Origin of the sequence: Shewanella mangrovi, assembly GCF_000753795.1 — a bacterium.
Classification (GTDB): Bacteria; Pseudomonadota; Gammaproteobacteria; order Enterobacterales; family Shewanellaceae; genus Shewanella; species Shewanella mangrovi.
This window is the reverse complement of sequence record NZ_JPEO01000002.1, coordinates 166,150-189,093: the sequence shown is the minus strand read 5'-3', so window position 1 is coordinate 189,093 and position 22,944 is coordinate 166,150. Positions and strand designations below refer to the sequence as shown.

Genomic DNA, 22,944 nt, shown 5'->3' with positions numbered 1-22,944 from the left:
TCGTCTTGGCAGAAATTTGCAGATGGTTGCATCATGGGCCAATAAACATTGCAACTTTTGCATTACACGACAATTATTAAGCAACGGCCTTCACATGAATCAACCTGACCAGATGACTTCTAATATCATTACCTCTGACGATATTTTGCTGAAACTGTGCAATTCTGTTTCTCGAGTGCTATCGAGCACGACCTCTAGCAATGTGGGCCACGCAGGTATGGTGCAGCGCATTACTCAAACGCACCTGCGTCCAGACCTCGGTTGCTTTTCAATTTTTGACGGTGGTTTTTCTGGACTAGTCGTAATCAACTTCTCGGCTGCTGCGGCCATTGAAATCTATCGCCGTTATATGTTGCAGATGGGCATGCCTGAAGAGGAATTAGCGTTCTCGCATACGTCGGATGAAGTCGGCAATGTCATGGGCGAGTTGATGAACCAAATTTTGGGCGACTTTATTACCCGCATTTCTAAAGATTTACAGACATCAATTAATCAGAGTCAGCCTAAAATGTTGACGATTAATAAAGAATTGCGCTTGTCGATTGATGCTAACCTCGATGAACCGGTGGCTCGCCGTGTGTCATTCCGTACCGAGGCCAACAATATTTTTTACCTCGAGTTTGCCATGGATAATACCCAATTTATTGGTTTGGCATCATTTGAAGCTGAAGAAGATATCGACCCAGATACATTGATTGCCGCACACAGAAAGTCTGCGCCAGCACCAGCAGTTAAGTCCGCCAATGATGTGGATGACAGCCTGTTTGACGAGCTTGGAATATAAGCTCTGTTTACAACTTCATCATCAAACAGAAAAGGTGACCCATGCGTCGCCTTTTTTATTGTCTAGCTGAGCTGAAGTTAACCATAGGCTTATTCATTAAGGATGTGCCAGCAGTTGCTATGCATCAAGCAAATCCCTATGATGCCTGCGATTTTTCGAAAGGGTTGAATTATGTCGAGCGCCATGCTGTCTGTAGAACAAACTGAGTTAATTAATGCCGTCATCGAACATGCGATTGCTGGCGCGACATTGGACCGAGTCTATGCCAAAGCTTTTGCAGGCAAACGTTTAGCGGCGAGTGACCAGGCCGTGATCACAACACACGCTGGTGGGTTGTTGCGCAAACTCAATTTCTATACGGCGCTCGCCGGACGACAACTGCCATTAACGCCGCAAGATATCAAGCCACTGCTGGCGGTGTATTTTCAACATCAGGCGCTGCATTCCCCTGCGGTAAAAAGTCTGTTAGCGCCTGCTGATTTTGCCAAACGCCTAGAACAAGTCTCAACTGACTTGGCACTCGTTGATGGCTGTCCTGCATGGCTCGACGAGCTCGGGCAACGTCAACTTGGTGAACGCTGGCCTGCTGAGCGTGCGGCACTCGCTTGCGAGCCGACGCGTTTTATTCGCGCCAACCTTTTAAAAACGAACGTTGAGAAATTAGCAAAACGTTTAGCAAAAGAAGGCGTAAGCACGAAAGCGGTTGCAGGTGCGCCAACAGCGCTAGAAGTGCTCAATACGGCGTCGTTGTTTCGTACCGAAACCTATAATGATGGCTGGTTTGAACAACAAGATGCTGGTTCACAGATAGTGGCAGAAGCGTTAGACGTCAAACCCGGCATGCGGGTGGTTGATGCCTGTGCTGGCAACGGCGGAAAAACCTTGGCGCTCGCCGCGATGATGCAGGGCAAAGGGCGCTTACTGGCGATGGATGTTGAACAATGGAAACTCGATAATCTGAAGAAACGCGCCAAGCGTGCACAGGCCCATAATATTGAAACACGCTTGATTACCTCGAGCAAAACCATCAAACGCATCGCGCTAACTGCTGACCGCGTGTTATTGGATGTGCCATGTTCCGGGCTTGGGGTGCTAAAACGCCATCCGGACACCAAATGGGGCGACACCGAATCACGTTTACCAGTATTGGCGGAGCTACAACAACATATTTTGACCAGTTATAGCCGTATGTTGAAGGTAGATGGCATCCTCGTTTATTCAACCTGTTCTATTATGCCTAATGAAAACCACCTGCAAGTGCAGCGTTTTTTAGCTGAAAAGCCGCAGTTTGAGTTGCTTGATGAGCAGACCATCTGGCCGTCAGAGACAGGGTTCGATGGTTTTTATTGGGCCAAAATTAAGCGTGTTGCTGAGTAGTTAGCACCGCGCAATTTTTTACAAGCCAAGCTGATACGGTTCTGGTTATACTGATTTTTTTATCAGAAAGCTTGAGTGCGTACCTTGTCTAATCCTGCCTGCCAAATTCAACATCGTTTACTTGATACCTTGCCGGGCGTTGAATTGGTGCAGGCGAGGTATCAGCAGTTCTCCTTTGATAAGCACGTTCACGATGATCTACACATAGGCGTCGTCGATGTTGGCGCGCAGCAATTTATGCACAAAGGTCAGCGTTATCTGTTGGCGCCAAAACGGCTATCAATTATCAATCCTGATGAAGTGCACGATGGTCAGGCGGCCAACGATAGTGACTATCAGGTACAACTACTGCGTATTTCAACCACTAGCTTGGCGCTTTTTGCGCAGTCAATGGGCTATCAACCACAAGAATTTTTTTTGCGTGGTCCAGAGATTGAAGATGCCGAACTGTACCAACAATTGCTGACCCTGCATTACGCAGCGGCGCAGCAGGGGACACCATTAGCACTGGACAGTCTCTTAGTCGATATTCTTTCACATCTGCTCAAACGTTATGGTGAACATGCTGGTGATATAGTGGGAAGTGCCCGCTTTAGTCCGCGAATGTTAGCTCAGCTAAAAGACTATCTGTTGACAGATCTTTCGCGTAGTTACCGATTAACAGAATTGGCAGCACTGTTTGCGTTAAGCGAACACCAGTTCTTACGCCGTTTTCGTCAAACATTGGGCATTACGCCGCATGCGTATTTATTAGCGCTGCGGGTAGACTATGCGCGCCAACTGCTGAGGACTAACCAACCGTTATCTATGGTGGCGACTCAGGCGGGTTTTTATGATCAGAGCCACCTCACTCACGCATTTAAGCGCCGTTACAACATCACACCAGCGCGCTATCGACAACAATTGCAGCAATGCGCAGTTTTTTACAATACGGCGATTAATGGAACTCGTAAGCTGAGCTCATCGATGAATGTGGAATTGACTCACTAATATGTCTTGGATTTCTCTACTGATAACGTTTGCCATGGTGCACATTGCCGCCTTGGTGGCCCCCGGTCCTGATTTTGCTTTGATGTTGAGAGCATCGGTGAGTGGCGGGCGAAAATATGCCTATGCGCTGGCTATGGGGTTGTCCACCGCGATTATGTTACATACTGTCACGGTGACCTTTGCCGCTGATCTGCTGCAGCAATATTTGCCGGGGTTGATGTTGGTACTGCCTTGGATAGCGGCGATCTGGTTAGGCTATTTGGGGATTGGCTGTTTGCGAGCCCAAGTTGGTGCTACGACTACCGAGCCGGTTGTGACTGACCGCACCAAGTTGAAAAATGGTTGGTGGACAGGTTTTGCGACTAATGCGCTGAACCCTAAAGCCTATGTGTACTTTTTCAGTGTGATTGCTGGCATGCTGCCGCATGACAGTCCGCTCGCCTTTAAAGTTGCGCTGGTTGGATTGTTTTTTTTGCTGGCGTTAGCTTGGTTTGGCTTTTTGGGATGGGCACTCAATATCGGTAAGTTTCGACAACAACTACAACAAAACCAGTGGTTAATTTTGAAATTTAGTGGCGTGATATTGTTAGTGTTCTCATTATTGCTTTTGCTTCAGGGCTATCAGCGACTGATGGTATAGCGGCCAACACAATACGGCTGCTATACGTGGGGAAAAGACATTAAACGAAGCCCTGAGTACTCCATCCAGTATTACATTATTAGGGAGCTTGTTACGCATTTTTGACTTTTGGGCTGCCGATGAAATACGGCAATCACTAACACCTTACTCGCCTTGCAGTGTTAGCAGCACTTTGCGACTGCCGCCGTGGTCGCGATGTTCGCCAAGATAGATGCCTTGCCACGTGCCTAACGCAAGATTTCCGGAGCGAATCGGCAACATTAAGCTGGTACCCAGCAAACTGGATTTGAGATGGGCTGGCATGTCGTCCGGGCCTTCATAGGTATGGCGAAAATAACGGGTATCTTCGCTGATCGCATGATTAAACCAAGCTTCAAAATCTTGCCGCACGGTTGGATCGGCATTTTCATTTAACGTGAGAGAAGCAGAGGTATGTTGCAATTGCAGGTGCACCAGCCCAATCGTCACTGCGTCGAATTGGATGACGGCGTTTTCTATTTCATCGGTAATCAGATGAAAACCACGCGGACGCGCCCGTAATTGAATAAGCTGTTGCTGCCACATACACTTTCCCCTCAATAGAATTCATTGATTATAAAAGTGATTTACATCTGATCTCAATCAGGACGCTACGCTTCTTCATTGCTGTGTTAAAATCTCGCAGAAAATCATCGCTATTCAGGTTAATTATTAAGAGGTTTTTATGGCTCGTGCTAGTGCCCGTCATATTTTGGTGAAAACGCGGGAAGAGGCGGAAAAGCTCAAGCAACGTATTGCCAAGGGGGAAGATTTTGGGTTACTTGCCAAACGTTATTCTCAATGTCCATCGAAGAAGCGCGGCGGTGATCTCGGTGAATTTGGTCCCGGCCAGATGGTGAAGGCATTTGATGATGTGGTGTTTAAAAAGCCGGTATTAGAAGTCCACGGGCCGATTAAAACGCGTTTTGGCTTCCATCTTATTCAAACCCTTTATCGTAGTTGATGCCTATCTCCAGCAACGTTGAGCTGCCCGTCGATTATTACCTACATAATTTTGAGAGGTTATTTGAGGCGGCCGAGCGTTACCTTGATATTCTGCCAACGGCGGAAGCCAACGCTTTGCGGCAATACCAGCAGCTGTCTAAATCTGCGCGGATGTTACTGGTGCGGCTGCTGTCGCGGAAAGGCAACTATTTTCGGCGTCAAAAGCTGTGCTACGCAGAAATCGATGCGTTTGATGGCGCAGTAACGGAATTGCTGGCAAGCGATTTGGTTGCCGATGAATTACCCGACCCGCAGCAGTTTTTCAAACTTGTCACGTTAGCAGAACTAAGACCGTTGGCTGACGCCTATCTGGCCAATGTTGCCACGTTGAATAAAGCTGCACTGCTTGAGCTGTTGTTACGCCGTAATGATGTTGTAGCGCTCGTGCCAAGGATGAACGCCGTAATAGCCGAGCAATGGTTATCATTGAAGTGCTAACCATTGTTAGCGCTGTTATTGCTACTGTATTTTGGTAACAGCCATCAGGATTTAAGCCAATTTGTGTTGGCCGACATCGGCAGGCAGCAGTTTGAACGCTATGAGATCCGTCTTTCAGATCGTCCGTACCATGATACTGCGGAGCTGCAAAGTGCATTACAACTGGCTGCATTGACCACACGTTGGTATGAGCAAGTCGAACGAAAACAACCTATTGATTTAGAAGACTATCTCGCGCTACTGCCCGGCAAGCAAACGAATAAGATACTGGAGCGTCGCCGTCAGCGTTTATTGTTCCACATTGGGTGAAAAGCTGAGCGTTATCAACAACTTGGGTTAGCGCAGCAGTGCTACCTGCAATGTAATAGCTGGCTGGCGCAGGAGCGTCTTTGTCGTGTGTACGAGAAGACCGACATTGTTGCGGCTGCTAACTTGCTGCCGGTCCTTTGGCAACAAGCGTCCAATGAACCATTGCAACTTTCATTGCAGCGCATTGCCAAGCGGGTTCAAAAAGGTGTGGTAAATATGCCGCAGTGGGCTGCGTTGTTGACACTGCTCAATGACAATGCAAGCTATGCTGCACCGACGAGCCAAATGTTAACCCTCAGCAAGAACGCTGAATTATCGGTTGAACAACGGGTGGTTGAACATTTTCGCGCACAAGGAGTAAGTGCGTTTTTCTGTGAAAATAGTTTGTTGTGTGGGCTATTTGGACTGGCATTTTGGGACATTATCTTTGCACCAATCGTCGGCGCCTTCGATAACCCTTATCAACGGGCTCCGCGAGATATGTACCATTCTAGCTTTGTTGATGAGCGACGAGACCTGATTGACCTGCGTATGGTGGAGTTGAAAGCGGGGAATTATCAGGCCATTGAACAGCATTTTGCGACCAAGCAGGGCATAAGCAATGATTGGGTCAATTGGCCGCTATTAACTGATTCACTGCTTGGGTTAGCGTTACAACATTTTAGTGCTGCATTCATTGTTGCTGTTTGTCAGCGAATTCTAAAAGATCCTGCGCATTACCGCAGCGGTCAGCCGGATTTGGTGACGTTTGATGCACAGGGCGCCGTTCAATTTGTTGAAGTAAAAGGCCCCGGTGATAGCTTGGCCGATCATCAGGGTTACTGGCTTAGCTTTTTACAGCAGTTTTATCCCGCAAGTGTTTGCTACGTGCAGTGGCACGAAACCACATCAAATGATTAATTATTCCATTCCTCTGGCTTTGAAATGGTCACAATAAGCACGATCTTCTTTTTGAATATGATTGGTGAGCCAACGCTTTAAGAAGTTCATCAGCTCGTCACCTATGTCTTCATTGGCTTCGACTCGTTTTTGAAAATCGAGTACTTGATTGACTAAACGTTGGTGGATGTTGCTGTGTTCCTGCTGCTGACGATAGTCAAATAGCTCAAACAGCGTCTCTTCGTATTTAAAGTGATTGGCGGTGTAATCGATAAGTCCTTGTACCACCCGTTTTATTGATGCCGCGCCATAGTTATGCCGCAACAGGTAGTACAGCTCATTAATTAGGTTAACCAAGGTTTGATGCTGGCGATTGATCTCCAATAATCCCAGATCTAATCCAGGGTTCCATTCGAGCAGCTTCTCCCGGTGTTTATCTTCTTGCTCAATTTGCTGTGTATCGATTTTAAAGCGGTGCAGCAATGATTCGATTTCGCCGGCCATATTGCGTACCGTAATGCTGGCAAGCAAGGTATCTTCAGTTGCCGTGACGTTGTTGTTCGACTCTTGCTCAATCTCTGCCAAATAGTTATTGAGCTTATTGGTTTCTGACAGTTGCTGGGATGAGAGGTTGGCGATATTTTTCGTCAGCTGGTCCAACTCATTGATTTGTTGATTGAGTTGAGAAAAACTCGATTCGGCTTCGTTCGCGGCACTATAGGCCTGCTCGATACGGCCTCTATTGCGCTCCATTGCGGCAACCACTGCGTTAATTTGAGTCTGCAAATTAGAAATTTTGCTGTCGATATCTTTGGTCGCATCTTGGGTCTTGGTCGCAAGTTTGCGCACTTCATCGGCCACCACTGCAAACCCGCGGCCATGTTCCCCCGCGCGCGCCGATTCTATGGCGGCATTGAGTGCTAATAGATTGGTTTGTTCAGCAATGCTGGTAATGGTTTCAATCACTTGTCCAATTTGCGTGCTTTCCCGGTCAAGCTCGGCAAAGTGTTCGCTGGAACGGGCATATTGGTTTTTCACTGAATCTAAGGTTTCCTCTAGCGTATGCATGACCGCAATACCGCTGCTGGCTTGGTCACTGGCTTTAGTCGCTTGTTGGTAAGATTCATCACAGTGAGAAGAGACTTGTGCGGTAATGTCGAGCAGTTGTCCCACCAATGCTTGTGAATGGCTGACATCTTGCTTCTGTTTGATGGCGCCACTTTTGGAAGCTTCTGAATCTTGTTGTACGGTATTTGCCACTTTGAGCATATGACGGCTGGTTTTACCTAAAAAATGTACCGTTCGCGACACATCTTCTCCGACCCGATTAATCGCTCGAAAAAGCGCACCACCCAGTTCACTTTGCTGCTCGACACGCGCGCGCAGATCGCCTTGGGCCAACTCCAATGCTGCGCGGCGGGCATTAATTAAGATCCGTTTATAGGACATCAAAAGTAGGGTTGTGACAAGGTAGTAGCCGAGCAATAACAGCAGTAGCAACCATTGTCGTTGCACTACCAGATAAAGCGTGACGGGGATAACTGGAATGGCCGCAATCAGTGCGCCAGCGGCGGGTGGAAGTTGACTTAGTTGGGAAAGTCTCTTTGCTAACATGGGCTAACCTCGTGAGCTGACCGATGCATTGACGTATTTGGCAATACGCGACCTTGTTAACAATATAGTCAAGTGTCCGTCAGTTTGGCGGCTTAATTAGCAGATTTATCTAGAGAATTAGGTTAGGAGCATAGCGTAGGAAAACAGGCTGACAAGTGAGGTGAGTACCTGTCAGCCCGCTGGTTAGTCGAAAATCAATTCGAGCTGCATCAGCAGCATCTCTTCGCCACCACTGACTTTGATATCGCGGCTTTGGCAGGCCGGACATAAGTAGGCGATTTCATCTGGTACTGAGTGTGCGCCGCAGGCTTGGCAATCTAACGTTAACGGCGCAATCTCCATCTCCAGTTCCGCACCGCGACAAATGCCGTCTTCACGGAAGGTATCAAATGCAGTCTTGACCAGTTGCGGTTCAACACCACTTAATGCGCCAATTTTCACCGCAACACGGGCAATCCCTTTCGCTTGGTGTTGTGCTGCGAGTTCCTCACATTGATTGATCAGCGCGCTGACAATAGAAAACTCGTGCATCAGCAAATCCTCGGCAGTAACTCACCTTGTGGCAGTTCGAGATAGCGTTTGCTGCCCCAAGGGGATTGCAACACCACTTTCCCGGCGTGCGCATCACTCACTGTGCCGATAATGGTTGCGTCCTGACAACCACAGAAGCGCAGCATAATCTCAACGGCGGCTTCTGCGGCCTGCTGCGGCAAGGCGATAACAAAGGTGCCTTCGTTGGCGAGATCCCAGGGTTCAAAACCATAGAGTTCACACACGCCACGGACTTCGTCACATACCGGAATATTCTTTTCCTCAATGTCGATGCCGACGTTGGCGGCCTTACTCCATTCGTTCAGAACCGCTGCGATCCCTCCGCGAGTGGCATCGCGCATGGCATGAATATCAAGGTTGGCTGCAATCAATCGCTCAACCACTGGCCACAGGGTTGCACAATCTGAGGTGAGTTCTGAATCCAGCTCTAAGCCTTCTCGGGCGGTGAGGATAGCGGCGCCGTGACGACCAATATCGCGGGACAGAATCACAGCATCACCGGGTTGAATCGCCGATACCGAAATCCCCGGCTTCACAATGCGGCCAACGCCGGTGGTATTGATAAATAGTCCGTCAGCACACCCCTTTGGCACCACTTTGGTATCGCCGCAAACGATTTTGGCACCGGACTTTTGTAACTCTGCCGCCATGCTGTTAACGATGGTTTTAAGTTGTTCCAGCTCAAAGCCTTCTTCGATGATAAAACCACAGCTTAAGTACTGTGGTTCAGCTCCCATCATGGCTAAATCGTTGACGGTACCCGCAATGGCTAACTTGCCGATATTGCCACCTTGGAAAAATAACGGCGCAACCGTGAACGAGTCAGTGGTAAAAGCTGTTGCACCATTAAGGTTAAGCGCAGCGGCATCTTCTTCTTTGCGTAAAATCGGGTTATCGAAAGCGTCAAAAAACAACTTGCCGATGAGTTCTGCCATTTCGCGGCCACCGCCGCCATGACTTAATTGAATTTGGGTAGGTTTCGCCATGATTTACTCCACTCCGGCATAGCGATAGTAGGCGTTACAGGCGCCTTCGGAACTAACCATACAGCTTCCCAACGGTGTTTGCGGCGTACAACCGCGACCAAACACCTTACAATCTTTAGGGTTTGCTTTACCGCGTAAAATATCGCCACACTGGCAAGCCTTATGATCGTCGATCTCTTTAACAGGCAGGCGCTCGGCAAAGCGAATTTCAGCATCGCGATGAGCGTATTGCGCACGTAATTTGAGTGACGACTGCGGAATCGGCCCTAAACCACGCCAGCGAAAGCTGTCGCGTACTTCAAAGAAATGGTCGACTTTTTGCTGAGCGACCAGATTACCTTGCTCAGATACTGCCCGTTGGTATTGGTTTTCCAGCTCGCTGCGGCCTGCAACTTTTTGTTTCACGATCGCCAGTATTGACTGCATCACATCCACAGGCTCAAAGCCGGAAATTACCACCGGTGTGGCGTACTTATCGACGGTTGGCTGATAGATTTTGCTGCCAGTGATGACGCTAACATGCGAGGGGCCAATAAAAGCATTCACTTTAGTGTCAGGATCGGCCATTACCGCGTCAATTGCAGGTGGCACTAATACGTGGTTGATATGGAACAGCAGGTTATCCAGCCCGAGCTTTTCGGCCTGCTCTAGCAACACCGCGGTCATCGGTGTTGAAGTTTCAAAGCCTATGGCAAAGAACACCACGGTTTTTGCCGGATTTTCTTGGGCAATTTTAAGCGCATCAAGCGGTTGATAGACCGGGCGAATATCGCAGCCTTTGGCGCGAAACTGTGCCAGCGAACCTTGCGAACCTGGTACTCGGATCATGTCACCTAGCGTGACTAAAATAACATCATCAATGCTGGCGAGCGCTGCTGCTTGGTCAATACGCTCTTTGGGCATGATGCACACAGGGCAACCTGGGCCGTGAATAAAATGGATGTTATCCGGCAATAACTGCGGTAATCCGTATTTCATGATGGTGTGGGTGTGACCACCACAAACTTCCATCATGTACACTGGCTCGGTCAGTTGGCTGGCAAGATGTTTAATCTGCCGTGCCAGCTCATTGATGGTGTCTGGATCGCGAAAGCCATCATAGAGCTGTTTAAGTTGCAGCTCAGGCATTCTCCTCAGCCTCCAGCTTTTCAACAATCTCTTTATAGAGCTCCAGACTTTCGAGCGCTGCAGCTTTATCGATTTTGTTCATCACAAAGCCGATATGGATCAGCACGTAATCGCCAATTTCCAACGCTTCATCGAGAAGGTGACAGCTAACCGTGCGCTTCACTCCCATGGTATCAACCGTAACATTGCCATCATCGTGCAGTTCAACCACTTGAGACGGAATAGACAAACACATTAGGCTGACTCCTCTGTGTTACTGGCAGTGTTGGCGAATCCGGCTAACTCGGTTTCAAACCAGTCGGCCACCGCCTTCATGCTGTCAGCGTCTTTGACGGATACGTTAAACACTTGCGCATTTGGATTGAGTTTTAGCACCGCTGCTTTGGCAACGTCAGGATTGAAGTCGAAGTAAGGCAATAAGTCGCACTTGGTGATAAATACCACATCCGCTTTACGGAACATCACCGGATATTTTTCGATTTTGTCTTCGCCTTCGGGTACTGAAACCAGCACTACGTTTTTGTGAGTGCCAACATCATAACTGGCCGGACACACGAGATTTCCGACGTTCTCGACAAAGCATATATCCATGGTATCTAGTGGCTGTTGATGCAGTGCACCGTGCACCATAAAGGCATCTAAGTGGCAGGCGCTACCGGTTTGGATTTGAATAGCACTGATACCTTTGGCTTTCAAACGATCCGCATCACGTGAGGTTTCTAAGTCGCCTTCAATCACGCAGTATTGTTTGCTAGTGTATTCGGCCAAATGCTCCAGCAGGGTGGTTTTGCCACTGCCTGGGCTACTCATCAGGTTAAACGCCATTACGCCGTGGGCCTCAAAATGCTCGCGGTTGTGGGCGGCTTCAATATCGTTTTTATCGAGGATCTTGTGAATAACCGACAAGGTCTTCTTGTCATTGAGCTGAGGGTTGGTCATCAGTTGATCATGGCCATGATCGTGCGCGTGATGATGGGAATGACCTTCACCCGCCAGTGAACATCCGCAATCTTTACACATATCTACTCCGATATTTCCTGTGAAGCCGTTGCTGTCGGCTTCGGTAATTCCATGTCGGTTTGCTGAAGATGGTGCAAACCGTACCAAAGTTGTCCTAGTGCGATACCGCCATCATTGACCGGAACCAGTCCCTGCGGTAACCAAGAGATGCCCAGAACATCAAATGCTTGTTGGCAGAATTCGGTTAAACACCGATTCTGAAATACGCCGCCTGTCATTACTACTGGCAGCGGTTGTTGTATAAATTGTTGTGCCGCCTGAGTTGCGTCGACTACGGCCTGAGCAAGCGCTTGAATAAAACCAAGCGCTAATGCGTCTGTATCTGCCCCGGCTAACATGGCATGCATTACCTCGGCAAATAGCGCGTGAGCGTTCCAGCAACCCAGCTGAGCTCCGGCGTGAGCTTCGCACTTAAGTGTCAAAGGATATGGCATAACATGATTTGCTAATGCGCGCCTTGCCGCAGTTTCAAGCAAAATTCCTGCTTGACCTTCAAATTGCGTCTCGTGCATTAATCCCAATAACACCGCAAGAGCATCGAATAAACGACCAATGGAATGGGTCTGCGGCATTTTACCACTGTCCATCACGCGTCTAAGGTTATTGAGTTGGCTTAAGGACAGGCCAGCAAAGCAGGGCAATTGGCTGAGCGTCTGCTGCTCAAACTGCTCAGCCAATAGAGCAAATACAATCCGCCAAGGTTGTTTGATGGCTAATTCATTGCCGATGAGCGCAAAGGGTTTGAGGGTAATGAGGCGCTGATAGTGGTGATTGTCAGCTAACAACAGCTCGCCGCCCCACAGCTCACCATTATCGCCAAGCCCGGTGCCATCAAAACTAAAACCTAACACTTGGCCTTGGTAATCATTGGCGGCCAACGTGGCTAACACATGGCCATAATGATGTTGTACGGCAATTTTGGGCGCAGTTTGATTCTCAGCCCAGATACTGGAAGCATATTGCGGGTGTAAATCGCGCACAATATGCCGCGCTTGAAACTGATACATGCGCTGAAAACTGCCTAGGGTACGTTGAAAGTAACCTTCAGCACCCAGCGAAAACAGATCGCCTATGTGTGGGCTTAAACATAGGTTGTTGCCAATATTCAGCGCGAGGGTATTTTTTTGCTGTGGGCCAACCGCTAACACGGCGTGTTCAGTGGCAGCAGGCGCTGATTTGCTCGGTAACATCAGCGGTGCGTAGCCGCGCGCCAATCGCATTACCTGAATATCGTCACCGACAATTTGCACGACCGAATCATCGCAGCCGTTAAGAATAGGGCGGTTATGGTCGAGTACGCCATCGACCACTGCAAAAGGCCCAGTTGCCAACTGGGCGATAATGTCTTGGCTGTCGGTAATAATCGGTTCGCCAGAAAGGTTGGCACTGGTGGCCACTATGGGCAATTGCAGCGCATCAAGTAGCAATGTGTGCAACGGCGTGTAAGGCAGAAATAGCCCAAGACGATCAATCTCTGGTGCGACGGCATCACTGAGTTTTAAGGTTGCGCCTGCTGGTTCATTTTTGGCAAGCAGGACAATCGGCCGTTCTTGGCTGGCGAGCAGCTGCCACTCTTTTTCAGAGCCTTTGGCATATTGTTTGGCCATCGTAAGATCAGCCACCATCACTGCTAACGGTTTGGCGGGACGCTGCTTACGACGGCGTAACGTTTGAACGGCCTCATCAGATGTGGCATCACAGACCAGATGAAAACCACCCAATCCTTTAATCGCGAGAATCTCACCGCGTTTTAGTGCGGCGATTGCACGAGTTAATGCTGCATCGCGGTCGGCCAAGCTAACGCCGTGAGCATCCAAATAGCGCAATTGAGGCCCGCAATTAGGGCAGCTCACAGGTTGGGCGTGATAGCGGCGGTCGAGCGGGTTTTCATACGCACTACGGCAGTCACGGCACATCTCAAACGAGGCCATTGAGGTGTTTTTACGATCGTATGGCAGGCGATTTATGATGGTGTAACGCGGGCCGCAGTGGGTACAGTTAACAAAAGGATAATGGTAGTGACGGTTGTTTGGATCGCGCATCTCCGCCAAACACTCAGGACAGCTACTTTTATCACTGCTCACTACAGTTAAGGCACTATCGCTGCTGTCACTTTTTTTGATGCTAAATTGCAATAACTGGCTGTCTACGTCGATGGCTTGCTTCAGTATGTCATCAAGTCGCGCCAGTGGTGGTCTGTCGACATAAAGTAAGCTATCAAATTGATTGATCGCATGCGCTGAACCTTGCACGACAACGGTGACACCTTCACAGTTATTCAACACATAGCCAGTGAGTTGACAGCGCAGCGCAAGCTGATAAATCCAAGGACGAAATCCCACACCTTGGACAATGCCGTGCATGCGATAGCGACGCGCTAGCAACTGCGGCAAGGGGCAAGGTGTGGCGATAGTCATCAGTTAGCCTCGGCGTTGACGCAAATAAAGTGCGCCTGTCGCCAACAATGCGCCATCGAGATCTTGCTGTTGGCTAGAAGCCATCGGGAAGTTTTTGCCTAAGCGTAAACCTAACCGCTTAACAATCACGGGATTAGCGATATCACTGCCTGCCAAGTAAACGCGTTCAATGCCTGAGTTAAGATCCAACCGCTCAATCCAATTTGCGATAAAGTCGGCTAACGAATCATGCATGGCGAATGCGAGTTTGGCTTCATCATTGTCGCCTGCAAGACGGAAACTGACTAAGGTGCCAATGGCTTTCGTCCAGTCAATAGTGCTGCTACCGTCTTCCCGCTTAACCAGTGGAAAATCGATGCGCGGCGAGTTAGCGCTGCAATTGGCCATCGCGCTGGACACAAAGCTAGTGGCTAAGCTTTTGGCTGATTCGCCATTCAGGCCAATCAACACTGCAGCAACCGCCCACAGGCTATTTAAGGTGGCGGCACTGTAGTCGTTGAGATCTAGTGCAAGTAAGCGTTCTAAAATAGCTGGCTGCTGTCCGACAAATTTTTGCCATACACCAGCGTGTTCGCTAATTTGCATTGCCGCATGAATTGCGGAACCATTCGCTGGCAGCTTAGGCAGGGTTAAAAATGAGGTCAGCGAACCTTTATCATCGCGCACGAGGATTTGGCTATCATATTGTTCGCTAAAGTAAATCAGCGCGTAGTGACTTGATTGGCCAAATTCTGCGCCAAGCGCTAAAGCCGCGCATTCCGCCGCTTTGCGTGTGTCGGTGCTATCCCAGACGTTTTGCTCCGTGCTTAAGCTACTGATGATCTGCGGTTGTTTACGATTGCCACTCGCTACCGCGACATAATTGCCAAATCGGACACTTTCATGCAGTGGCTCGGCGAGCGTAAATCCAGTACCTGCCTGTGTTAACTGACAAGCTTGACTCTGTACTGGCAGGTCAACACCCAACACATTGGCAAACACAGAGCGTTTTGCGCCCTTGATATAGAGCCAATCTACTCCTTTAACCCGCAACAGTTCACATAACACTTGTTGCAAGCGGCTAGCGGCAAACCCCACCGGTATCAGCGATTGGCTGATACCACTGGTTGGTTGTGGCTTAAGTAGCAGCAATGGCTTTTCGATGGAGGACAGCGACAATACTTGGCGATTTTCCAGTACGAAATGCTCGCTTAATGTATTGGGATTACACACCAATACTGCACTATCGCCGTCATTGAAAGGTTGGCGTCCTAGTTGAATGCTGCCAATTACATCAGTCAGCGTGATCGTTTCGCCAGACAGAAGTTGCGTTGCCAAATTGACTAAATCTGCCACTTGTAGCGCGGCTAGGTCAGCATTGTCCTCGATAACACGTTCGCCATGGCAATGCGAACACGGTAGCACTAACTGAGCAAAATTGGCGTGCTGATTATCGCCAAATTGCGGCTGACAATGTTGGCAAAAGGGCAGTTGTGCGTCAGTTTCCTTAAGCGGTTTGTTACTGCCTAAACGTTCGGCGGCTGGCACAATGCGAGATTCGAGTAGATAAGTGCTTAGCAGAAAGTCTTGCGCGAGTTCGTTCGCGAGCGCTTCAAGCGGTGCCTGTTCGCCCTCTGCTTCAATCATGTAGCGCCACGTTATAGGTAGACTCTGCAACGATTCTGCTTGTGCCTTAATTGCCACAAGCCCAACAGTTAATGTTAGTGAAGAGTAATTAAGGTATTGATTGCATAAGTGGTTATACCAAGGCACTTGACTGGAACAGTCAAACTCAAATCTTATTAATTTCATATTATTCAGTATCCTGCGGTTCCTTCACCTGTGGCTTGTGACCACTGTCCCGATCGCCCATCGACAGGCGCGGAATATAGGATTGCGGGATCAGCTCAGCAATGTCGGTATTCGCGACTTTAGTGCATTGCCAGCCCAGCTTAGTAAGGTAGTTGATGAGCGCTTTTTCCATGACCGGCACAGCCGCTGAAATACGTTCAGTCAGTCCCAGAGTCATCGGCTCAATTACAGTAGGAGTAACGCCGAGCACCATGGTATGTGGACGGTCGCCCATCATTTCCATCATGGTTAGCGTTTGCAGCATTTCTACTTCGTGTGCGCTGCCTTGCCAGTCAATTTCAGGTGGCGCGTTATCAAAATCGAAAAAATAGACTTCACCCGGTTCACAACCAGCAGCATTAACGGTGTCCACCACAATAAGGGCTTGGTACTGCGCGATGATAGGGGTTAACCCTTGCGCCAGCGTACCACCGTCAAGCATCACCAGTTCATGTTCCGGGTGAGTGATTTGGTAGTTTTCGTGAATATAATTGACAAAATGTACGCCGATACCTTCATCGGCGTACAGCACATTGCCAATTCCCAACAGCAATGTATTCATTGGGCTCCTAGTGCTTGTCTGGATGGTAGTCGTAACCCGAGACAATCGCATCAACAGAGTTATGTTTGAAGCGGATGCCAGTCCAGACTGCCATGTATACGTGGATCACCACAAAGATCACGAACACCCAGGTAATGTAGTGGTGCCAGATACGCACCCACGCTAAACCACCTAATTGTGCGGTACACCAGCTCGCGATGCTCCAAAGTGCACCACCAAAGGCTTCGTGATAAACGTTGGCGTAAAGTATCAGACCTGAAATACAGATCAGGAACGCCATCACTGAAACCATGAGATAGGTCACATATTGCAGTGGGCCATATACACCAGCTTTGTTGAGCTTACCCATCCATAAATAGGATTTAAGTTGCGTGATCCAGCTGTTGACGCTCATGACATCTTTCATCGAGCGACGTTCAATGTCGCTCTTGCTGAAAAAGTACAGATAAGCGCGCGCAAGGGTGATCGCACACAAAATAAATCCGAAAATCAGGTGGGCGAAACGGATCCAGCCCTGAACCAAAATGTCAGTAGATTCTGCTCCAACAACAAACGGCCAAGAGATATAAAAGCCAGTTGCTACCAGTGCAGTAATTGCCAACGCCCTGAGCCAGTGGAAAATACGTATCGCGGCACTGAAGATTTTTTCCTGTTTATAGGAAACTTCTGCTGTTGCCATGTTACACCTCCTTATCAGGCGCTTGGGTCAATACGGAACTCGCCCAGCGATTGACCTTTGTAATCCATCACGTGCACTGCACATGCCATACATGGGTCGAAAGAGTGAATGATACGGATCACTTCTAACGGCTTAGTTGGATCTTCCAATTTCAAACCGACTAATGAGGCTTCGTATGGACCGATGTTACCGTTGGCGTCTTTAGGACCGGCGTTCCATGTGGTCGGTACTACCGCTTGATAATTTTCTACCAAGCCGCCTTTAATGCGGATCCAGTGGCTCAGCATGCCGCGTGGCGCTTCAATCATTGCGTGACCAACATACTCTTTGCTTGGGTCGATTTGTGGTTCAACGTAAGTCGATTCGTCAGCCAGAATGTTTTTCAGCAGCGCATCAAAGGTTTTCAAGCCTTCAGCAGCAACGATACTGGTTTGCAGCATACGGGCAGCAGTACGGCCTAAGGTCGTAAACAGTGCTTCTACCGGCAGACCGGTGGCATTCAATAAGCCAGTTACTGCGTCAACAACTACTTTATTGCCTTTGGCATAGTTAACCAGCAAACAGGCTAACGGACCCACTTCAACAGGTTCGCCGTTGTAACGTGGTGATTTAACCCAGCTGTACTTGTTGTCGCCATCCAGTGTTGGCAGTTTGCCGTATACAGTGTCACGCTCAACCAAACCCGTGTAGTTAGGCACAGTCGTGCCATCGTATGGATGCTGAGCTTTATCAGCACTGTACCAAGCGTGCGTCACGTCTTCTGCAATCTTGGTTGGGTCGATGTCAGTGACATTGCCCAGATCGCCATTCATGATCACACCTTGTTGGAAGATGTACTCACCATCAGCGGTAGCAAAGTCATTAGTACAGAGGAAGTTCTTAACGTTTACGCCGCCCAACACTGATGATTCACCACCAAATGCCGATGCTGCCATGACGATATCTGCGCGGTAAGCACGTTCGATAAAGTCTTGTACGATGGCGTGTTTTTGTTTCCACTCTTGCAGACGAGCAGGGCTCAGCATATCGCGCACAGAGGTTACACCACCAACGACCAGAGATTGAGGGTGAGGTTGTTTACCACCGAAGATCGCCAGCATCTCTGCTGCGACACGTTGCACTTCCAATGCTTTCAGATAGTGCGACAGCGCAATCAGGTTTTGCTCTGGTGAGAACTTATAAGTTTTGTTACCCCAGTAGGCGTTAGCGAATGGGCCTAACTTACCGGTTTCCACAAAACCTTTGACACGTTCTTGCACTGCACGCAGTTCACCGTCGCTGGTGGCAATTGGATTGTGCACATATTCATGCGCCAATTGCGACGCTTTGACAGGATCGGCACTCAGTGCTGATACGACGTCTACCCAGTCCAGACCGTGCAGGTGATAGAAATGCACGATATGGTCATGCATAAACAGTGATGTCAGCATCAGTGAACGCAGATAACGCGCATTCAATGGGATTTTCAGCCCCAGCGCGTTTTCAACCGCTTCGGTACCTGCACGATAATGCGAATAGGTACATACACCGCATATACGTTGTACTAACAGACCCACGTCCATTGGTGTACGGCCTTTCAGAATAACTTCCAGACCACGCCATAAGGTTGAAGAAGACCAGGCTTTCTGGACGACATTGTTCTCATCCACTTCCACCTCAATACGCAGGTGGCCCTCGATACGAGTGATAGGATCAATAACGACACGTTGATTCATTTAATTAGTCCTCCTTGGAACCGGCAAATACACTAGCAACAGCGTGAGCGCCGATACCAACAACGGTCGCGGCAAGAATGACACCACCAATGGTATCAGCGGTTGCATCAAGACCATGTAACAATTGACGGCCAAGAGGTTTTTCAAAGTCTGCCATGTCATCCCAGAAGTTAGGTTCAGAGCAACCCATACATCCGTGACCAGCCAATACTGGCCAGCTAACATGGTGGTTAAAGCGTTCTGTCGGACAGTTGTTGTAGGTGTAAGGACCTTTACAACCGACTTTGTAGAGGCAGTAGCCTTGTTTTGCGCCTTCATCACCGAATTTTTCAACGAATTCACCGGCATCAAAACGACCGCGACGTTCGCAGTTATCGTGCACGCGTGCGCCATAAGCCCATTTTGGACGGTTAAACATATCCAGTGCTGGCAGACGGCCAAACATCACGAAGTACATCAGCGTACCGACGATGTTTTTCTCACTTGGAGGGCAACCACCTAAGTTAACGACTGATTTGTTGACCACTTCATAAACGCCTTTAGCGCCAGTTGGGTTTGGCGCAGCGGCCTGTACACCACCGAATGAGGCACAGGTTCCGACTGAAACAATCGCAGCCGCACCTTCAGCAGCTTCCTTGATGATTTCCATACCAGTGTGGCCTTTACAGCCAACGGTCAGGAAGGTGCCGTTGTTCGCCGTAGGCACAGCACCTTCAACCGCTAATAGGTAATTGCCTTTGTAGGCTTCTAAGGCATGTTCAAGGTTTTCTTCAGCTTGCCAGCCAGCGGCGGCCATCAGTGTTTCGTGATATTCGAGCGAGATATGGTCGAAAATCAGGGTGTCGAGATTCGGAGTATCTGCGCGTACCAGCGATTCAGAGCAACCGGTACATTCGGCTAAATGTAACCAGATAAGCGGTACGCGGTCAGCCAGTTCTGCGGCTTCGGCAACCAAATTACTGAAGGGTAGCGGCAGTGCTAACAGCGCGGTAACCGAGGCGCTCCATTTCATGAAATCACGGCGAGTGATCCCATGCTTGAGCATGCGTTCCTGCAAAGACGTTTCTTGACGAGGTGGAAGTTGGCGTAACGCTTGGAGTCGCTTCCGACCTTGTTCAAAAAGGGCTGAATGTGTGTCCATGGTTTGACCTTTTTATGTTTTTGAACGGGCTTTTTTGCGTTATAGCTCACACGGCTAATAGCAGCGATCTTAGAGGTCGCACCAAGGCAGATGTTTGAGATATATCAATATTTGCTCTAAATTGGGATTTGAAAAAAGATTAGATTTTTAGAATATGAGAAAGATCAATTATAAATGGCCAAATTGGGACATTTTGTCTAATTATCTTTTGAAAGTTTAATTGTCTGGAATATGACGCATTTTACGTCATTTTTGCTGACAAATTAGACAAAAGTCTAAAGTTTTGTATCTGCTGTTTGAAAATCACTCTGTGAAATAAGTTGATAACAACTCCCTTAATCGGATTCTATGGGGTTATTACGGTAAGCGTTCTGTGGTGAAGTTGTTTATCAAAGTGTGCGCTGCGTGTGACTGCAGCAAGGTTAATGTTGATGCAGATCACACGCAAAATTGGCTTAAAAATTCAGCTTAATCTCAATGCTTTGGATGATAGTCATACCCGGACACGATCGCATCGACCGCATTGTGTTTAAAGCGAATTCCCATCCACACAGCCATATAGATGTGAATGACCAAAAAGATGATGAATACCCAGGTGACATAGTGGTGCAGAATCCTTACCCACGCTAAGCCACCAAATACTTGGGTTAACCAAGCGGCGCTGCTCCACAGTGCGCCACCCAAACCTTGGTGATAGACGTTAGCGTACAGCACTAAGCCGGTTAGGCACATAAAGGCCGCCATTATGCTAACGCCTAAGTAGGTCACAAACTGCAGTGGGCCATAGACGCCTTTATGGTCGAGTCCGCCAATCCAAAAATAGGATTTAAGTTGAATAATCCAGCTGCGATAGTTTTTTACGTCTTCAAATGAACGACGTTCAATATCGCTTTTACTGAAAAAGAACAGATAGGCACGCACAAGCGTAACGGCACACAAAATAAAGCCACAGATCAAATGGGCGTAGCGGATCCAACCTTGTACTAAAACGTCGGTTGTATCGGCGCCGACCAGATACGGCCAGGAGATGTAAAATCCTGTCGCCACTAAAATGACAATAGAAAGTGCCCGCAACCAGTGAAATATCCTGATGGCGGCACTGAACACTTTTACCCGTTCATAATCAGGCGTAGTCGTTGCCATAATTTCCTCCTTAGGCGGCATTGGGACCGACACGGAATTCGCCGAGTGACTGGCCTTTGTAATCCATCATGTGGACCGAACATGCCATGCATGGGTCAAATGAGTGGATAATACGCAGCACTTCCAGTGGTTTTTTCGGATCTTCCAATTTCAAACCCAGGAGTGACGCTTCGTACGGGCCAATGTTGCCGTTGGCATCTTTCGGACCGGCGTTCCACGTCGTGGGTACTACAGCTTGGTAGTTTTCCACTACGCCGTTTTTAATCCGAACCCAGTGACTTAGCATGCCGCGCGGCGCTTCAATGAATGAGTGGCCGATATATTCTTTGTTTGGATCGATATTAGGTTTGATGTACAGGGTGTCGTCGCTGCCAAGGTTAGTCACCAATGCGTCGAAGATCTTGTCACATTCGTCGGCCAAAATTTCAGTTTCGATCATCCGCGCAGCAGTACGACCCAAGGTAGTATATAGCGCTTCCAGCGGTAGTCCGGTTTCTTGCAAAAAGGCGTTAATCGCATCAACCACTTTTTGGTTGCCACGAGCGAAGTTCACTAGCAAACATGCCAGTGGGCCGACTTCCATTGGCTTGCCGTTATAACGCGGTGATTTTACCCAGCTGTATTTACCTTCGTTGTCGAGGGTCGGTAGTTTGCCGTACACAGTATCGCGCTCAACGTAGTCGGTGTATTCCGGAATGGTGGTACCTTCATATGGGTGTTGTGGTTTATCGGCGCTGTACCAAGAGTGAGTGACATCTTCCGCCACCAAATCTGGGTTGACGTCTTCCACCTTACTGAGGTCGCCATCATGGATAACACCTTGGTGATACAAGTGTTTACCGTCAGCGCCATAGAATTCGTTAGTACAGATAAAATTATGGACGTTTACGCCACCTAGCACTGAGGCTTCAGCGCCAAAGGCGTCGGCCGCCATGACGATATCGGCGTGGTAGGCGCGTTTGATAAAGTCGCGCACGATGTCGTGCTTGGCTTTCCATTCTTGTAAACGTGCAGGGCTCAGCAGATCCCGAATTGAGGTCATACCGCCGACGACCACAGATTGTGGGTGCGGTTGCTTACCACCAAAGATCGCCATCATTTCGGCGGCAACACGCTGGATTTCCAAGCCTTTGAGATAATGTGATAACGCAATCAGATTTTGCTCTGGGCTAAAACGATAGGTTTTGTTTCCCCAGTAAGCATTCGCAAATGGGCCTAAACGACCTTTATCGACGAAGCCTTGTACGCGTTTTTGAACTGCACGCAGATCGCCTTCACCGGCTGCAATAGGTTCATCTGTGTATTTTAGGGCAACTTGTGCAGCTTTCGCCGGATCTGCACTCAGGGCCGACACCACATCAACCCAATCCAGAGCATGCAGGTGATAGAAGTGCACGAGATGATCATGGTAGTGCAGGGCACTCATCATCAATGAACGCAGATATTTAGCATTGACCGGAATTTCCAAGCCAAGCGCGTTTTCAACCGCTTCAGTACCGCAGCGGTAGTGCGAGAAAGTACACACGCCACAGATACGTTGTACCAATAGACCAACATCCATTGGGGTACGGCCTTTCAAAATTACTTCTATACCGCGCCACAACGTCGATGAGGCCCAGGCTTTTTGAATCACATTTTGCTCATCGACTTCAACTTCAATGCGCAGGTGGCCCTCAATTCGGGTGATAGGGTCAATAACAACACGTTGATTCATCTA

General features: G+C 48.7%; 23 protein-coding genes. 8 read left to right on the top strand and 15 right to left on the bottom strand.

The annotated features are described in order from the left end of the window. The first annotated feature begins 112 nt into the window (after window positions 1–112). From HR45_RS03355 to HR45_RS03340, 4 genes are all read left to right on the top strand, one after another. Window positions 113–784, top strand: a complete 672-nt coding sequence (locus tag HR45_RS03355; protein WP_037440326.1) for a DUF3334 family protein — start codon at window positions 113–115, stop codon at window positions 782–784. Between the two features lie 171 nt (window positions 785–955). Next, window positions 956–2,161, top strand: coding sequence for an RsmB/NOP family class I SAM-dependent RNA methyltransferase (locus tag HR45_RS03350; protein ID WP_037439732.1), 1,206 nt, complete (start codon window positions 956–958; stop codon window positions 2,159–2,161). A 75-nt stretch (window positions 2,162–2,236) separates the two neighbouring features. Beyond that, entirely contained in the window at window positions 2,237–3,151 is a 915-nt protein-coding gene (locus HR45_RS03345; protein ID WP_037439731.1) for an AraC family transcriptional regulator, read from the top strand. A 1-nt stretch (window position 3,152) separates the two neighbouring features. Further along, a complete protein-coding gene (locus HR45_RS03340) occupies window positions 3,153–3,791 on the top strand; it encodes a LysE family translocator (RefSeq protein ID WP_037439730.1) in 639 nt (212 codons plus the stop codon). A 144-nt stretch (window positions 3,792–3,935) separates the two neighbouring features. Here the strand turns inward: HR45_RS03340 and HR45_RS03335 are convergent, their stop codons facing one another. After that, window positions 3,936–4,355: a secondary thiamine-phosphate synthase enzyme YjbQ gene (locus HR45_RS03335; RefSeq protein WP_037439729.1), complete on the bottom strand. Its 420-nt coding sequence runs from the start codon at window positions 4,353–4,355 to the stop codon at window positions 3,936–3,938. 139 nt (window positions 4,356–4,494) lie between these two features. Here HR45_RS03335 and HR45_RS03330 point away from each other — a divergent pair, with 139 nt between their 5' ends. The 4 genes from HR45_RS03330 to HR45_RS03315 all read left to right on the top strand — a co-directional run bounded on the left by HR45_RS03330 (window position 4,495) and on the right by HR45_RS03315 (window position 6,461). Continuing rightward, window positions 4,495–4,773 (top strand): peptidylprolyl isomerase, encoded by a 279-nt coding sequence (locus tag HR45_RS03330; RefSeq protein ID WP_037439727.1) that lies wholly within the window; start codon window positions 4,495–4,497, stop codon window positions 4,771–4,773. Then, a complete protein-coding gene (locus HR45_RS03325; protein WP_037439725.1) occupies window positions 4,773–5,252 on the top strand; it encodes a hypothetical protein in 480 nt (159 codons plus the stop codon). Before HR45_RS03330 ends, HR45_RS03325 begins: the two co-directional genes overlap by 1 nt. A 3-nt stretch (window positions 5,253–5,255) precedes the next feature. Then, window positions 5,256–5,561: a hypothetical protein gene (locus HR45_RS03320; RefSeq protein ID WP_037439723.1), complete on the top strand. Its 306-nt coding sequence runs from the start codon at window positions 5,256–5,258 to the stop codon at window positions 5,559–5,561. Window positions 5,562–5,648: 87 nt separating this feature from the next. Next, a complete protein-coding gene (locus HR45_RS03315; RefSeq protein WP_037439721.1) occupies window positions 5,649–6,461 on the top strand; it encodes a VRR-NUC domain-containing protein in 813 nt (270 codons plus the stop codon). Here HR45_RS03315 and HR45_RS03310 read toward each other — a convergent pair whose 3' ends face one another. From HR45_RS03310 to HR45_RS03245, 14 genes are all read right to left on the bottom strand, one after another. After that, window positions 6,462–8,054: a bacteriohemerythrin gene (locus tag HR45_RS03310; RefSeq protein WP_037439719.1), complete on the bottom strand. Its 1,593-nt coding sequence runs from the start codon at window positions 8,052–8,054 to the stop codon at window positions 6,462–6,464. Window positions 8,055–8,237: 183 nt separating this feature from the next. Further along, on the bottom strand, window positions 8,238–8,585 hold the full coding sequence (hypA, locus tag HR45_RS03305; protein ID WP_037439717.1) for a hydrogenase/urease nickel incorporation protein HypA: 348 nt from the start codon (window positions 8,583–8,585) through the stop codon (window positions 8,238–8,240). After that, on the bottom strand, window positions 8,585–9,592 hold the full coding sequence (gene hypE, locus HR45_RS03300) for a hydrogenase expression/formation protein HypE (RefSeq protein ID WP_037439715.1): 1,008 nt from the start codon (window positions 9,590–9,592) through the stop codon (window positions 8,585–8,587). The genes hypA and hypE overlap by 1 nt, the downstream gene beginning before the upstream one ends. A gap of 3 nt (window positions 9,593–9,595) precedes the next feature. Then, window positions 9,596–10,720, bottom strand: coding sequence for a hydrogenase formation protein HypD (gene hypD / locus HR45_RS03295; RefSeq protein ID WP_037439713.1), 1,125 nt, complete (start codon window positions 10,718–10,720; stop codon window positions 9,596–9,598). After that, entirely contained in the window at window positions 10,713–10,955 is a 243-nt protein-coding gene (locus tag HR45_RS03290; RefSeq protein WP_037439711.1) for a HypC/HybG/HupF family hydrogenase formation chaperone, read from the bottom strand. The genes hypD and HR45_RS03290 overlap by 8 nt, the downstream gene beginning before the upstream one ends. Next, a complete protein-coding gene (gene hypB / locus HR45_RS03285; RefSeq protein ID WP_052074456.1) occupies window positions 10,955–11,740 on the bottom strand; it encodes a hydrogenase nickel incorporation protein HypB in 786 nt (261 codons plus the stop codon). The genes HR45_RS03290 and hypB overlap by 1 nt, the downstream gene beginning before the upstream one ends. Before the next feature lie 2 nt (window positions 11,741–11,742). Next, window positions 11,743–14,157, bottom strand: a complete 2,415-nt coding sequence (gene hypF, locus HR45_RS03280; protein WP_063355086.1) for a carbamoyltransferase HypF — start codon at window positions 14,155–14,157, stop codon at window positions 11,743–11,745. Between the two features lie 3 nt (window positions 14,158–14,160). Further along, window positions 14,161–15,783, bottom strand: a complete 1,623-nt coding sequence (locus tag HR45_RS03275) for a Kae1-like domain-containing protein (RefSeq protein ID WP_063266198.1) — start codon at window positions 15,781–15,783, stop codon at window positions 14,161–14,163. A 166-nt stretch (window positions 15,784–15,949) separates the two neighbouring features. Further along, window positions 15,950–16,549, bottom strand: a complete 600-nt coding sequence (locus HR45_RS03270; RefSeq protein WP_052074455.1) for a HyaD/HybD family hydrogenase maturation endopeptidase — start codon at window positions 16,547–16,549, stop codon at window positions 15,950–15,952. Between the two features lie 7 nt (window positions 16,550–16,556). After that, on the bottom strand, window positions 16,557–17,228 hold the full coding sequence (gene cybH, locus HR45_RS03265) for a Ni/Fe-hydrogenase, b-type cytochrome subunit (RefSeq protein WP_037439707.1): 672 nt from the start codon (window positions 17,226–17,228) through the stop codon (window positions 16,557–16,559). A gap of 14 nt (window positions 17,229–17,242) precedes the next feature. Next, window positions 17,243–18,943: a nickel-dependent hydrogenase large subunit gene (hyaB, locus tag HR45_RS03260; RefSeq protein WP_037439705.1), complete on the bottom strand. Its 1,701-nt coding sequence runs from the start codon at window positions 18,941–18,943 to the stop codon at window positions 17,243–17,245. 4 nt (window positions 18,944–18,947) lie between these two features. Beyond that, complete coding sequence (hyaA, locus tag HR45_RS03255; RefSeq protein ID WP_037439703.1) at window positions 18,948–20,084, bottom strand: nickel-dependent hydrogenase small subunit; 1,137 nt, start codon at window positions 20,082–20,084, stop codon at window positions 18,948–18,950. 474 nt (window positions 20,085–20,558) lie between these two features. Next, the gene (gene cybH / locus HR45_RS03250; RefSeq protein ID WP_037439701.1) at window positions 20,559–21,227 is read right to left on the bottom strand and encodes a Ni/Fe-hydrogenase, b-type cytochrome subunit; all 669 of its coding nucleotides are present in this window, start codon (window positions 21,225–21,227) and stop codon (window positions 20,559–20,561) included. 10 nt (window positions 21,228–21,237) lie between these two features. Then, complete coding sequence (locus HR45_RS03245; protein ID WP_037439699.1) at window positions 21,238–22,941, bottom strand: nickel-dependent hydrogenase large subunit; 1,704 nt, start codon at window positions 22,939–22,941, stop codon at window positions 21,238–21,240. Window positions 22,942–22,944 lie beyond the last annotated feature (3 nt).

What these genes read in the sequence shown, in the direction of transcription:
- HR45_RS03355 (WP_037440326.1), top strand. Translation starts at nt 113, where the DNA reads ATGACTTCTAATATCATTACCTCTGACGATATTTTGCTGAAACTGTGC.
- HR45_RS03350 (WP_037439732.1), top strand. Translation starts at nt 956, where the DNA reads ATGTCGAGCGCCATGCTGTCTGTAGAACAAACTGAGTTAATTAATGCC.
- HR45_RS03340 (WP_037439730.1), top strand. Translation starts at nt 3,153, where the DNA reads ATGTCTTGGATTTCTCTACTGATAACGTTTGCCATGGTGCACATTGCC.
- HR45_RS03335 (WP_037439729.1), bottom strand. Translation starts at nt 4,355, where the DNA reads ATGTGGCAGCAACAGCTTATTCAATTACGGGCGCGTCCGCGTGGTTTT.
- HR45_RS03330 (WP_037439727.1), top strand. Translation starts at nt 4,495, where the DNA reads ATGGCTCGTGCTAGTGCCCGTCATATTTTGGTGAAAACGCGGGAAGAG.
- HR45_RS03325 (WP_037439725.1), top strand. Translation starts at nt 4,773, where the DNA reads ATGCCTATCTCCAGCAACGTTGAGCTGCCCGTCGATTATTACCTACAT.
- HR45_RS03310 (WP_037439719.1), bottom strand. Translation starts at nt 8,054, where the DNA reads ATGTTAGCAAAGAGACTTTCCCAACTAAGTCAACTTCCACCCGCCGCT.
- hypA (WP_037439717.1), bottom strand. Translation starts at nt 8,585, where the DNA reads ATGCACGAGTTTTCTATTGTCAGCGCGCTGATCAATCAATGTGAGGAA.
- hypE (WP_037439715.1), bottom strand. Translation starts at nt 9,592, where the DNA reads ATGGCGAAACCTACCCAAATTCAATTAAGTCATGGCGGCGGTGGCCGC.
- hypD (WP_037439713.1), bottom strand. Translation starts at nt 10,720, where the DNA reads ATGCCTGAGCTGCAACTTAAACAGCTCTATGATGGCTTTCGCGATCCA.
- HR45_RS03290 (WP_037439711.1), bottom strand. Translation starts at nt 10,955, where the DNA reads ATGTGTTTGTCTATTCCGTCTCAAGTGGTTGAACTGCACGATGATGGC.
- hypB (WP_052074456.1), bottom strand. Translation starts at nt 11,740, where the DNA reads ATGTGTAAAGATTGCGGATGTTCACTGGCGGGTGAAGGTCATTCCCAT.
- hypF (WP_063355086.1), bottom strand. Translation starts at nt 14,157, where the DNA reads ATGACTATCGCCACACCTTGCCCCTTGCCGCAGTTGCTAGCGCGTCGC.
- HR45_RS03275 (WP_063266198.1), bottom strand. Translation starts at nt 15,783, where the DNA reads ATGATTGAAGCAGAGGGCGAACAGGCACCGCTTGAAGCGCTCGCGAAC.
- HR45_RS03270 (WP_052074455.1), bottom strand. Translation starts at nt 16,549, where the DNA reads ATGAATACATTGCTGTTGGGAATTGGCAATGTGCTGTACGCCGATGAA.
- cybH (WP_037439707.1), bottom strand. Translation starts at nt 17,228, where the DNA reads ATGGCAACAGCAGAAGTTTCCTATAAACAGGAAAAAATCTTCAGTGCC.
- hyaB (WP_037439705.1), bottom strand. Translation starts at nt 18,943, where the DNA reads ATGAATCAACGTGTCGTTATTGATCCTATCACTCGTATCGAGGGCCAC.
- hyaA (WP_037439703.1), bottom strand. Translation starts at nt 20,084, where the DNA reads ATGGACACACATTCAGCCCTTTTTGAACAAGGTCGGAAGCGACTCCAA.
- cybH (WP_037439701.1), bottom strand. Translation starts at nt 21,227, where the DNA reads ATGGCAACGACTACGCCTGATTATGAACGGGTAAAAGTGTTCAGTGCC.
- HR45_RS03245 (WP_037439699.1), bottom strand. Translation starts at nt 22,941, where the DNA reads ATGAATCAACGTGTTGTTATTGACCCTATCACCCGAATTGAGGGCCAC.